The sequence below is a fragment of the Thermodesulfovibrionales bacterium genome, from assembly GCA_035622735.1.
In the GTDB taxonomy this organism is placed as follows: Bacteria; Nitrospirota; Thermodesulfovibrionia; order Thermodesulfovibrionales; family UBA9159; genus DASPUT01.
In genome coordinates, this window is the sequence record DASPUT010000135.1 from 1 (window position 1) to 12379 (window position 12379).

Annotated in this window: 14 protein-coding genes; 8 read left to right on the forward strand and 6 right to left on the reverse strand. The window is 50.7% G+C overall.

All coding sequences use genetic code 11. The features are described from left to right. Positions 1–237 (forward strand): MqnA/MqnD/SBP family protein (locus tag VEI96_07280; GenBank protein ID HXX57788.1); only part of this gene is annotated, 237 nt, incomplete at its 5' end. A 149-nt stretch (positions 238–386) separates the two neighbouring features. Continuing rightward, entirely contained in the window at positions 387–569 is a 183-nt protein-coding gene (locus tag VEI96_07285; GenBank protein HXX57789.1) for a ferredoxin, read from the forward strand. Positions 570–781: 212 nt separating this feature from the next. Here VEI96_07285 and yrfG read toward each other — a convergent pair whose 3' ends face one another. The 3 genes from yrfG to VEI96_07300 all read right to left on the reverse strand — a co-directional run bounded on the left by yrfG (position 782) and on the right by VEI96_07300 (position 3657). Beyond that, a complete protein-coding gene (gene yrfG / locus VEI96_07290) occupies positions 782–1456 on the reverse strand; it encodes a GMP/IMP nucleotidase (GenBank protein ID HXX57790.1) in 675 nt (224 codons plus the stop codon). A gap of 92 nt (positions 1457–1548) precedes the next feature. Beyond that, the gene (locus VEI96_07295) at positions 1549–2340 is read right to left on the reverse strand and encodes an inositol monophosphatase family protein (GenBank protein HXX57791.1); all 792 of its coding nucleotides are present in this window, start codon (positions 2338–2340) and stop codon (positions 1549–1551) included. Positions 2341–2361: 21 nt separating this feature from the next. Next, a complete protein-coding gene (locus VEI96_07300; GenBank protein ID HXX57792.1) occupies positions 2362–3657 on the reverse strand; it encodes an HD domain-containing phosphohydrolase in 1296 nt (431 codons plus the stop codon). A gap of 127 nt (positions 3658–3784) precedes the next feature. Here VEI96_07300 and VEI96_07305 point away from each other — a divergent pair, with 127 nt between their 5' ends. Beyond that, positions 3785–4288, forward strand: a complete 504-nt coding sequence (locus VEI96_07305; protein HXX57793.1) for a hypothetical protein — start codon at positions 3785–3787, stop codon at positions 4286–4288. Between the two features lie 30 nt (positions 4289–4318). On the opposite strand, the gene VEI96_07310 is transcribed toward VEI96_07305, so the two are convergent. After that, entirely contained in the window at positions 4319–4720 is a 402-nt protein-coding gene (locus VEI96_07310; protein ID HXX57794.1) for a DUF1284 domain-containing protein, read from the reverse strand. Between the two features lie 84 nt (positions 4721–4804). Between VEI96_07310 and VEI96_07315 the strand changes: the two genes are divergently transcribed. The 5 genes from VEI96_07315 to VEI96_07335 all read left to right on the forward strand — a co-directional run bounded on the left by VEI96_07315 (position 4805) and on the right by VEI96_07335 (position 10328). After that, the gene (locus VEI96_07315; protein HXX57795.1) at positions 4805–5191 is read left to right on the forward strand and encodes a YbgC/FadM family acyl-CoA thioesterase; all 387 of its coding nucleotides are present in this window, start codon (positions 4805–4807) and stop codon (positions 5189–5191) included. Between the two features lie 130 nt (positions 5192–5321). Then, a complete protein-coding gene (locus tag VEI96_07320) occupies positions 5322–6662 on the forward strand; it encodes an ATP-binding protein (protein HXX57796.1) in 1341 nt (446 codons plus the stop codon). 177 nt (positions 6663–6839) lie between these two features. Beyond that, positions 6840–7826, forward strand: coding sequence for a tryptophan--tRNA ligase (gene trpS / locus VEI96_07325; protein ID HXX57797.1), 987 nt, complete (start codon positions 6840–6842; stop codon positions 7824–7826). Between the two features lie 211 nt (positions 7827–8037). After that, a complete protein-coding gene (locus VEI96_07330) occupies positions 8038–9309 on the forward strand; it encodes an endonuclease Q family protein (protein HXX57798.1) in 1272 nt (423 codons plus the stop codon). Positions 9310–9662: 353 nt separating this feature from the next. Further along, positions 9663–10328, forward strand: coding sequence for a DUF3786 domain-containing protein (locus tag VEI96_07335; protein HXX57799.1), 666 nt, complete (start codon positions 9663–9665; stop codon positions 10326–10328). A 67-nt stretch (positions 10329–10395) separates the two neighbouring features. Here VEI96_07335 and VEI96_07340 read toward each other — a convergent pair whose 3' ends face one another. Beyond that, complete coding sequence (locus VEI96_07340) at positions 10396–10863, reverse strand: hypothetical protein (protein ID HXX57800.1); 468 nt, start codon at positions 10861–10863, stop codon at positions 10396–10398. Positions 10864–11437: 574 nt separating this feature from the next. Beyond that, entirely contained in the window at positions 11438–11908 is a 471-nt protein-coding gene (locus tag VEI96_07345) for a PAS domain S-box protein (protein ID HXX57801.1), read from the reverse strand. Positions 11909–12379: the final 471 nt, after the last annotated feature.

The following is a 12379-nucleotide window of genomic DNA, read 5'->3' on the forward strand; positions in this document are numbered from 1 at the left end:
GGCGGGCAGGTGGTAAGGACAATTGATGAATATATCAGGGAGAGCGTCGAATATGCCTTCTCTCACCGCGAGGAGACAAAGACATATATCAAGTCCCATTCCCGGGAACTCGATGATGAGGTGATAGAAAAGCATATCCGGTTATATGTAAATGGATATACCCTTGATTTGGGTGACGAGGGCAGGCGAGCCATAGAGGAACTCATGCGCCGGGCCGGGGAGAGGGGGCTGTTCTGATCTCTTCCGGGCTTATTTTTTTTGATCGTGAAAGGCCTTGTTGCCTTCCGGCAGGGGAATATTTATAATAAAGAGTTTTTGGGACGGCATTTCATGTGGTTTCAGTGATGGCATCAATGCCAGCAATACAGAAAGAAGGAGGAGGAAACATGGCGGTACCGGTTGTTGACATGGATCTCTGTATCGGCTGCGGGACATGCGTTGAGTTGTGTCCCGAGGTATTCGAGCTTAGGGACGACAAGGCCTGGGTTATCGGGGCTGACAAGTGCGGAAGCTGTGATTGTGAGGCAGCGGCGAACTCATGTCCCGTTGAGGCGATAAAGTTCGAATAATTGATGGTGAAGGTATGGCCTCGAGAGATTCTCGAGGCCATACCAGTCCAACCCGCTATTCTTAGAGGCGGCCCCGAAGGCCCACTTCCGATCACCGGCGTATTCCCGGACATGAAAGCCTTCCTTTCGTTCCTAACAGGTTAGAACCAAGAGACGATGTCTCAACACCTTGGGCTTCCTTAGGATTACACCCTGTTGGATTCTCGCACCTTTTACGGGAGGAGATCTGTGAAGTCGCCTATTGTCAGAAACTCTTTTGACGGAGAAGGCTTCTTCCGGGAAGAGGCCAGTGTCTTGAAAAGAAGATAGCGTATGCCGAATCGGCGTGCCGTTTTCAGTATCTCCTCCGTGTCGTCGATGAAGAGAGTTCTCGTCCTGTCAAAGCCGATTCTCTTCTCCGCCTTCTCCCAAAACCGCATATCCTCCTTGGGATAGCCTATCTCGAAGGACGTGATGCAGGCATCGAAGTGTCTGCCGATATCTGTCTTCCTCATCTTCAGATCGAGAACCTTGAGATGCGCATTCGTCACGAGGTAGACTCTTTTCTCATGGTCTTTCAGCAGTTTCAGGAAATCCTCCACACCAGGGTGAACCTCGATGAGGTGCCTTATCTGCTCTTTTAACGCAGGGATGTCGAGGTCAAGCTCCCTCGACCAAAAATCGATGTCCGTCCAGTTAAGCGTGCCCTCGTGGTGTTTGTATTTCAGGAGCAGTTCTTCCTTTGCCCGGTTGAAAGGTATGCCGAACTTCTCCGCATACTTTTCGGGCACGAGGTGTTCCCAGAAATAATCGTCGAAGTGTTTATCAAGGAGGGTTCCGTCCATATCAAGGAGGACGAACCGAATCTCAGCCCCCCAGAGGGGAATACGCTTCAGGGGGTGTTTCACAGAGACATGACCAGCAAACGGGACGTTATCAGTATCGGCAGAGAACAGGCCAGCCGCATTACCCTACAGCCACCGAACATGTCTTCAAGCATTCAACCGCCCCCGAGGATTCGCAATGCGTTATCATGGAGCTGCCTGTTCCCTGAAGCCAGGAGCGGTGTGCTCTTCCTGAGCCCCAGTTCGATACCTTCCAGGGAATTCCCCCGCAAGTCGGAAAAAATACCGCCTGCCTCTTCCACGAGAAGCCATCCTCCGGCAAAATCGAAACTCCTCGAAGGGGAAGGGCAGACAAAGACGCTTACGGAGCCGTATGCGACGTAAGCGAGGTCGAGGGCGGTGGTCCCGAGACACCGCGTCTTACTCGACTTCGATAGCAACGGGATGATCCCGGGGATGTCCTTGCCGGGCGTCTCAGCTTCGTAGGCGATGAGAGAAAATCTTTCGTCCTTCTGCGTGGATATTCTTTCATCGTTGAGAAATGCCCCCTTGCCCTTCTCCGCCAGGAATGTATCACCGGTAATTACGTTCAGCACGAACGCCGTTTCGATGCTGCCGATAGTGTCGCCTTCCGCGACGGCGATAGATGTACAGTAAAAGGGTATTCCCGAGATAGCATTCTTGCTCCCGTCTATGGGATCAATGAGGACTTTCCGTCCGCCGCCATGTATCTCCCTGTACCCTCCTTCTTCGGAAATAACCGTGAAGGGAAGCCCGCTCGATTCGAATTCGGAGATGACGATGTCCTCTGCAATCTTGTCCACGGGGAAGGTCTTATCTCCGGCAGCTCCGATTCCGAGGGGCCTCTGCATGCGGGGGCCGAACCGCTCCCCCGGCAACCGGGCGAGAAGCCTTTCTTTGACAGCGTCGAAGATTCTATGAACCATACGGCTGCAGAAGCGACGACCCTAGTCTAAGGGCTTGACATTCGCTATAAAGAGGTCGACCAGCTCCGGATCGAACTGCCCCCCCCTGTTTTTCACCAGTTCACTCAAGGCGTCATCGAATGCTACGGAAGCCTTGTAAGACACCTTGTCAACCATGGAATCAAACGCTTCTGCGATCGCAATTATTCTCGACTCGAGAGGGATCTTATCGCCCCTGAGGTTCCCGGGATATCCGAGCCCGTCGTATCTCTCATGGTGGTGGAGTATGAAAGGAGCGATGTCTTTATAGAAACTTATCGGGCTCAGCATATCATAGCCCGTTACCGGATGCAGGGTATAGGACTCTTTCTGGGAGTTCTTTTCCGGACCGAGGCGCAAGAACCCGATGTCGTGGAGGAGACTAGCGAAATAGAGCCTCCTCTTTCGCTCCTCGGAAAAATTGAGGGCCGTTGCGATGACCGTGGCAAACCGTGCGACTCTTTTTGAATGGCCCTCCCGGTCCGATATGAAACGGTCGAGCGTGTCGATGAGTATGTCCGTGAGATGAATCTCGTAGTTCCTCTGATCATCAAAGAACTTCGACCTTTCGATCGAAAGAGCCGCCTGGTCGGAGAGGTAGGATATCATCTCGAGATCCCTCATCATGAAGAAATCCTGTTCCCTACTCATAATCTCGATAACACCGATGGGCGATGACTTTGTCTTAAGGGGGACACAGAGAACCGAGCGCGCCGCGTATCCGTGGAACTCGTCAATATCCGAATTGTATCTTTCGTCCTTCTGCGCATCTCCGATTATGGCAGGCTCCCCTTGTTTTAATGCCCAGCCCGCGATGCCTGCGTCCCTCGGGATATCCCTTCCGAGGAGTTCCTGGGAAGGGAAGCCCTTCACGATCTTATAGACGAGGCCTTCTCCGTCCAAGAGTAGGATGGAGCCTGCCGCAGACCTGGTAACGGCAAGCGCACAGTCCAGGATCTTGTTGAGAAGGATATCGCCGTACATCTCTTCCCTGACGTCACGAGTGAGCGTGAGGACGCTGTCGAGCTTTGCACTGTAGTCTTCGATTTCGTGAATGATCTGTCCTGAGAGGACCCTCGAGAGATAGAGGCCTATGACCGCGAGGACCGCGACGAGAATCAATATAAGGGCGATCGACATATCCGGCAGAAAACTCAACCATTTCTGAAAGGGACTGTCGACATACCTGATGACGACGAAGAGAAAAGAGAGAATAACGAAGGTGTTGAGCAGGTTCAGGAGTCTGATTTTGTTCCTGATGTCTTCCGCCGTGGTCTTCTTGATCCCTGCCCCTGCCACGATACGAATTTACCTGAAGACCGAGAGGAAAGTCAATTTGGGAGAAACGAAGGTTTTTTCGGGAGAAAAAGATTTAAAGCGCTCCTGAGACTGATGGCATGTATTGTGATAAGCTTGTAGAAGACCTATGAATACGGATAAGAGATGGCGCATCGTTTTCCTCATTCTGTCTCTCCTTGTAGTGACAGCCTGGCTTCTCTGGCCGTCTGATGAGAGCCGGATCAGAAGAACGCTGAAGGAGGAAGTTAAGGCCATGGAGGCCGGAGACGTTGATGGGGTCATGGCGAAGATATCGTACGCCTACCATGACGAATACGGCATGTCATACCTCACTCTCGGGGAAGAATTGAAGCGGCAACTGAAGACCCTTTCTGACATCACTGTTGAATATGAGGATCTGATGATTCGTGTTGAAGACGGTGAAGCGACGGCCGAATTCATGTTAAGGGTTATAGCGACGAAGGGAAACGAGACAGGCTACATAATCGGTGACGTGAAAACTCCCTTGCGCCTGAGGCTCGTATTGAGAAAAGAACATGGAAGATGGCTCATTGCGGAAACAAAAAGCCTCAGTTCGGTTCGCACATCGCCCGCAAGCGCGCTCGGGGATGAGCCTGCGGGCAGGCCATAATGGCAGGAGCGGTTCTTTGCGGATGAATCCTCACGGCCCCATCCGTAATTCTCTGTAAAGGGCATCCTGCTCACAAGCACGTCTCCAGTCGCAGCCGGTACAGCATGATTCATACCACCCGGAGAACAGTCCCGGCAGCCGTTTCCGTATCACATCCCATTCGATCCGTTCTCCCCGGGAGGCCGTCAGCAGTCTCAGGGCCAGACTATCCATCCGCTCCATTTCCCCGTCTGCGTCCTCACTGTATCCGCACCGTTCTCGCTCAAGGTGCCGACATTTTCTACAGACGTCATCTGGTCCATGGACGATTTCGATCTTTTCGTGCCTTAGGGACTCGGTGACTCTCATGAGATTGACGACAAAATCCTCATCGTAGCCCGTTCCATGAAAGAAGTGGAGACAGATGAGATGATGACCCCGGAGTCTCGGCATCAAAATACGCCCGAACCAGATGGCTGAAGCATTATGAGTAGACTAACATATTTTTCTCGTTGTTGAGGTAAAATAGAGTCCGGCATGGACGAGGTTTCCTTCGAAAAGAGAATCTACTATCACGACACCGATTGCGGCGGAGTCGTTTACTATGCAAATTATCTGAAGCATCTCGAAGAGGCACGCACGGAATTTTTTTCAGGGAGAGGCGTGGATCTGAAAAAGATGGCCGAGAACGGTACGTTCTTTGTCGTTGCGAGAGTTGAGATAGAGTATAAATCGCCGGCACAGTATCAGGACATCCTCAGGATACTCACCAGGGCCGAAAAGGTGAGGGCTACGGCACTTCGGTTTTCCCAGCGCATCCTGAAAAACGATGTCACCGTGGTCGAGGCAAAGACGGTATTGGTCTGTGTCGACAGGAATTTTAGACCGAGACCCCTACCCGAAGAAGTCGCCGAATCTCTCTGACCCACCGTTGCTCTAAACGCCTTTCCGGTTTACGAAAATGCCGCTGTTCTTACCCGCAGCGATGAAAAGGGGATTTGGTATAATGGGGATAACGAGGAGAGAATGATCTCCGGAGGAGACGGCGGGATACATGACACTGAATCATATACTTGAGCGGATCGGCAGCAAAAAAACCGATTACGTGGCATATAATTTCATTCAAACAGAAAATAACGCCTTAATGACCTTCTTTGACCTGGCGCAGGAATTCGACGGCATCGAGGATTTTTATCGGCTCTGCGTTGCGGTTCCGAAAGGATTCTTCGGCCTCGAGGCCAGGCTTTACGTCGTAGATCCCCGAAGCGGTGACCTTTCCCTCGTTTCGAAAACCGAGGATCCTGAACAGGGATTACATCGTTCGCCTCCAAGCGGTGTGGGGCCTCAGGAACACCCTTACTATACGGAGAACAGCCTCGTACTGACCATCAGGGGCAAGAAGTTTCTCATCGACCAGCTCCCGTTCAAGACGAGCAGCGACATTCTCGGTCTGCTCGAGATTTATCCCGCCGGGGGTCTCGGTGCCCATCAGGAGCTTTTTTTCGAGAAGTATGCGAACCGTCTCGGATTCAACATCCATAACCGCTTCCTCGTAGAGAAGAACATCGAGCACCTGCGGTTCATCCGTTCCCTGGTCGCCGATATCGAACATAACATCATCGTACCCAACATGGTCTACAAGCTCTTTCTGAGGAGACTGAAAGGAAAGATAACAAAGAACCTGGAAATAGAGAAGGTCCTTTCCGGCTGTTCTTCGAAGCTGCTGGAGGATGGTTGCCGGATAGAGACAATCCTTGCTGACCTGACGGACGTGAATCAGAGCCTGACGGAGGAGCTCGACAACATCGAAAAACATTACCGGAACATGAGTCTCTTCCTCGAGACCCTTTTCCGGAGGAGCCACTTTGACCAGGGACGCCTCACCCTTCGCACGAAGCAGTGCAACATGAAGAGGGACGTTGTCCAGCCTCAACTCGAACGGTACATGGAACAGTTTCGGAATGCCGGTATCTCGGTAGATGACCGGTTCAGCGGGATACCCGACGAGGAGGTTATCAGCGTCGTCGACGTCGGCCTCATGGCTCAGGTATATGCCAATCTTTTTTCGAACGCGGTCAAGTACACGGAGGAAATAACTGCCGATGCCGGCGAAAAAAAGAAATATATAGCATACGGACGTGAGGTAATAAGGGATTTCTTCAGTCCCGGAAAAGACGGCGTGAAATATAATGTCTTCAGCAGCGGTCCTCATATTCCGGCTGAGGAGCGGGAGAGGATTTTTGAGGAGGAATTCCGCGGCAGCAATGTCGGAGACAGGCCGGGCACGGGACATGGGCTGGCCTTCATAAAGAACGCGGTCGAGATACACGGCGGGATGGTCGGATATGAGGCCACACAGTATGGAAACAACTTCTTCTTTATCCTCCCTCGATGACGGAATGGTGTCCTTTCTCCCTTCGGTCCCGGCTGAGAGTGGCTGCGAATCATCGGGAAAGGGTGCAGATAAGTACCGGGACCTTCTTATGAGCCTTCGCATCGCTGCATTTCTTGACAGACCCTCAGTGATACATGAATAATAGTACGCAAATCGGATCTTCGTATGGAGGCTGGCGTGGAAAGAGTTCTCAGCGGCATGCAGGCGAGCGGAAAGCTCCATCTCGGAAATCTTGTGGGAGCTCTCCAGAACTGGGTGAGATTGCAGGAGCAGTACGATTGCTATTATTTTGTCGCCGACTGGCATGCCCTCACGACCGGTTACGAAAACCCGCAGGTGATCAGAGAATCGACTCAGGACCTTCTCGTTAATTTTCTCGCTGTCGGGCTCAATCCCGACAAATGCACCTTATTTATCCAGTCCGAGATTCCCGAACATGCAGAATTGCACCTCCTGCTCTCGATGATTACGCCCCTTGGCTGGCTTGAACGGGTCCCGACCTATAAGGAGAAGATTCAGGAATTAAGGGACAGAGACCTCTCCACATACGGCTTCCTCGGGTATCCGCTGCTGCAGACGGCTGACATTATCATCTACAGGGCCAAGTATGTCCCTGTCGGCATTGACCAGGTCCCCCATCTCGAGATTTCAAGAGAGATCGCGAGAAGATTCAATCACCTCTATGGAGAAGTCTTCCCCGAGCCCGAAGCACTCCTCACGGAGTTTCCGAAGGTTCCGGGCATCGACGGGAGAAAGATGTCGAAGAGTTACGACAATGCCATTTATCTCTCTGATCCCCCGGAAATCGTGGAGCAGAAGTTAAGAACGATGATGACCGACCCTGCTCGCAAGAGGAGGACGGACGTCGGAGACCCGGAGCTCTCGCCGGTGTATCACCTCCATAAGATTTTTTCTTCAAAGGAGGAACAGGAGTTTGTCGCCCATGGATGCAGGACAGCAGAAATCGGCTGCATCGACTGCAAGAAGATCCTTATAAAGAATGTCTTCAGAGTTCTGGAGCCGATATGGAAAAGGAGGAACGAACTCCTCAACAACCCGGGTATGGTATCTGATGTTGTCAGGAGCGGTACGGAAAGGGCGAAGACCGTTGCGCGGGAAACCATGAGGCTCGTTCGGGATTCGATGGGATTGGCCGGATTTTGAGAATGCCGGATTATCATTGACGGAGGGCGGATAAAGGGGACCTCCATACGTAGGATTGCTGTGGTGGTTCGCTACCTTATGCCGGAGACTTTAATGTCTCAGGGTTTTCTCCAGATTTAATTTCTTATAAGGTACCGTATAAACTTTCTTCGTCTGCCGATGAGCTCTAATGTACCCCTTCGTTAGATTATTTGTCATGGTATAATTTACGATGCGTTTCATCGCTGACCTCCATATCCATTCGAAATACTCGCGAGCGACAAGCAGGGACATGTCTCCTGAAACGATCTGGAGATGGGCACAGCTCAAGGGAATATCGGTAATCGGCAGCGGTGACTTCACCCATCCGCAGTGGATTCGCGAACTCAAGGAGAAGATTGAGCCCGCTGCGAACGGGCTCTTCCGCTTGAAGAAGAAATTCCGATCTCACGACGTCCCGGCAGCGTGCAAGGCCGATGTCTTCTTTCTCCTCTCTGCGGAGATAAGCTGTATTTATCGTAAGTCGGAGAAGACAAAAAAGGTGCATTGTCTTCTCTTCGTCCCCGATTTTGCCGGCGCTGAGAAGATAAGCGTGGCTCTCTCAGCTGTCGGCAACATAGCCTCTGATGGAAGGCCGATACTCGGGCTGGATGCGAAAGAGCTCCTGAAGATAGTTCTGGAAGCTTCTCCCGATGCCCTGTTTATTCCTGCGCATGCCTGGACCCCTCATTTTTCCGTATTCGGCGCGGCGTCAGGGTTCGACTCTCTCGAAGAATGCTTTGAGGAATTAACCCCTCATGTCCATGCGATAGAGACGGGATTGTCGTCCGATCCCTCCATGAACTGGCGTCTTTCGGCTCTCGACAGGATAACACTCATATCCAATTCAGATGCCCATTCGCCTGCCAAACTGGGCCGTGAGGCAAATATCTTCGAGACAGATCTTTCCTACAGGGCGATCATGGATGCGGTTAAGACAAGGAGAGGATTCAGCGGGACCATCGAGTTCTTCCCTGAGGAAGGGAAGTATCACCATGACGGACACAGGGCATGCGGGGTAAGCCTTACTCCAAAGGAAACCGTAACCCATAACTACCTCTGTCCCGTATGCGGGAAAAAGGTTACGGTCGGCGTCATGCATCGGGTGGAGAAACTCGCAGACCGGAGGGAGGGTTTCAGGCCGAAAAACGCGCCGCCCTTCTATTCGCTCATTCCCCTGACCGAGATCATCGCGGAGACGCTGAAAGTGGGCGCAAACAGCAAGGCGGTGGAGAAGCGATACTTCAGCCTCCTCGAAACGCTCGGGAACGAGTTCCGGATACTCATGGACTGTCCTTTCGCCGATATCGAAAAAGCCGGGACCCCCGAGATTGCCAGAGCGGTGTCGAAGGTGAGAGAAGGCGAGGTAAATATCGAACCGGGTTTTGACGGCGAGTACGGAAAGATTCGTGTATTCGAGCGGGTCAAGAGAAGAGAGGTGAAGGGGCAGACCCCGCTTTTCTGAAGAAAGACCATCTCAGCCTGGTTGATTAGACAAGGGGAGGGAAAAGTCCCCTTGAGAACTTAGTGCGAGCGAGTTGACTTATGCCGACATTCATCACAAGATTGCTGGACTGTCAACTAAAAAGATTGCCTCATGATTATTCTATATTTAGAGGCATTCGGACAGCGGCATACTCCGAGCCTGCATGATTTCTATCATAGGCGCTTAAAGGTTCCCTTTGCTACAATAAGCGTGTGATTGAGATATATAAAAAACTTCCAGGAACAAACTGCAGCGAGTGCGGCGTATCTACCTGTATGGCTTTTGCACTGAAGGTGAAGAAGTCTCAGGCATGCCTGTCCGAATGTCCTCTTATGGCGGGAGAGACCCTTCATGAGGGTCAACCGCGTTCGGGCTCGTCGCCTTTCAGCAGTTATGAGCAGGTGAGTCAGGAACTCGAACAAGGAGCAGTTGGGGTAGACTTCAAAGAGACAGCCGAAGCTATCGGGGGAAATTATAAAGCCGTGGACGGCAGGGAAGCGATCATGGTGAAAATGATCAGTACAGTTTACGAACTGCGTAAAGACGGTTTATTCCAGAATAATGCATACTGCCGGGATTTATGGGCAAAGATCATTATTTACGATTACGTGCGCCGACAGGGAAGAAGGCCGTTGACCGGGGAATGGCTTTCTCTTGGGCTCTTCCCTCATACCGCCTCTCTGGTGAAGGCCTTCCAAAGCAACGCGGAGAAGAAAATTGCCGCCCGCTTCAAGAGAGACTTGAAAAGCTTGAAACAGCATTGTGCGGCACTGGGAGGCAGCGAAACCGAAGGTAAGGTCAAGGCCGACTATGTCTGCCGTTTCGACATTCTGCCCAACGTACCACTCTATCTCTCCTTTTGGGTTGCCGATGAAGAGTTCGATGCCGACTGCAAGCTTCTGTTCGACAAGAGTGCGGAAGAACATATCGATATCGAATACCTCGCCCACCTGGTCGAGCGGTTTGCGGGGGAGCTAGTGCCTGCTGACCACGACTAAGATGAAAAGTGAATGCTGCAAACTGGAGGGGATGGGCTATCAGGCTTGCCTTTGTGCAGCTGAGGTTCTACAATCTTCCGCCGTGACCCGTCCATACCCCAACAAAGACTGCTGTGAGACTCAGTCCGAGAATCACCCAATGAAAGATATTCAGTCTTAGGAAGACCTTCGCGGCATCAAGTTTGTCTGGCTTGCTGAAAAGAACAGCAAAAATCTTCTTCTCGAAAGTTAGAACAAGGATATAAAATAACCACACTATGAGCATTACTGTTGGTCCAAGTGTGTTTATTGTGAAAACTTCTCTATGCTCTCCCGTAAGGTAAAGTAAAAGGCCTCCTGTGATTCCTGCAGTCCAAGCATATATCCTAGCTTGCTTCGCAAATTTGTTCTCCACACGCTGAAAGAGAAGAACTTTTTCAAAGGAATCTTCCATACCCAAGAGCAAAGGAAAGATTATTATAGTTACGAATGCAACGCCCCCTATCCATAAAACTATTGTTGTGACATGAATCGCAGTTAGAAGTGGCACGAACATTCAGGTTCCTTTCAGACTACAACGTCTCTTATTTCGATACCTTACGAGAACTAGTCAAAACTAATGTTAACACTCTGCGTTCAGATTAACACTGAGAACCTTGGGTGTCAATGTTAACGATAGAAATCGATGAACGTTTTGAGGACTTTGTTTTTGCGGCTTGCGGGCACGAGTGGGAGTGATTAACATGAGGCGCGAATCAAGGAGTCCATCAGGAATTCTCCCCTTCCAGAAAAACTAAACTAAGGTGCATCGGTCCATTCAACATTTCCGATGTTGTGTCTGCTCCGTCAGCTTTAGAGAGAAGCTAAGGGCAGTAACGTCGTTACGATTTCGCGGACATGGCGGGGAACCATCAAATATTTCAGATGGGTTTTTTTTAGGTCTTGCTTTTCTTAAGAAAGACCATCTGATTAGACAAAGGGAGTTGGGAAAAGCTCCCGAAAAGCTTACTGCGGAGGAGTTGGATTCACCGACTTAATGACAGTTTCAGGAAGCTGTAATCCTGTCTGGAGTACAGAAGGAAACCATTGCCTCAAGTGTCGGCAAAGGCCGCTCCAGATTGTCAAAGACTTCAATGTTGCGTCGCGCTCTTTTTCTCCTTGCGGGTCGACAGGGTTCGGTTCCTCGGCTTAATAGGCCGACATTCCAGTCTTATTAGCTTCTCAAGCATCTTGCTTTCGGTGATGTCGCAAACCACAATTCTGAAGGAGGGTAAGCCTTTACCATCTTCGGCCTTTACCGTTTGCAGATGTGCATAAAAAGGAGCAGCGTTTTTTCGCCTGATAATCACTTCGCAATGGGAGGGCGTCAACATCAAACGTGCCTGATTTAGGTGTCTAAAAAATGTCTCAAAATATTTCTTCAGAATGAATGTGGTAAGAGGCATCTTTATCATGAGGTCCTTTTCAACTCCCAGAAGTTCCACAGCCGCGAGGTTCGCATCAAGTATCACAGCGTTACGGTCAACGATTAAATACCCGGCAGGTGCATTATCGAAAAGGTCTCGATACTTTGTATTCGATTCTTCGAGCAGCTCTAGCAAGTCGGCCTGTATCCCGAGCTCACTCTGATAGTCAACGAGTTTGCGCGTGAGCCCCCGATAGAGACGAGGGTTACTTTCATGTTGAAACGACAGAGACTCTTGAGCCTGTACGCTATCTGCTTTACGAAGTAATGAGGCTGGGTTCACCCCTTTTACTTTCCGTCCCCTAGCGCGAAGACTCTCTTCCTTCTTCCTTCTTCATATGCATCCACCATAAACAATATAATGAAACTGTATCAGGTGTCAACAGAGTTCTGCAGAATGAAATCATCTTGTTTAGAAGGAGTATATAACAGTTTTCAAAACTTGAAACGATGTTTGATTTCAGGAAGGACTATTGCGCTGAGGGCGGTTTGGTTTCTATCCACGTTCTTTCAAGATGTTCGGACCTGCCCCCCGAAAATTGTGCCACTCGTAATTAGAGTGCGGGCGTGAGTTGGAGATGCCCCTAAAAGTGGTCCAGCTAAATGT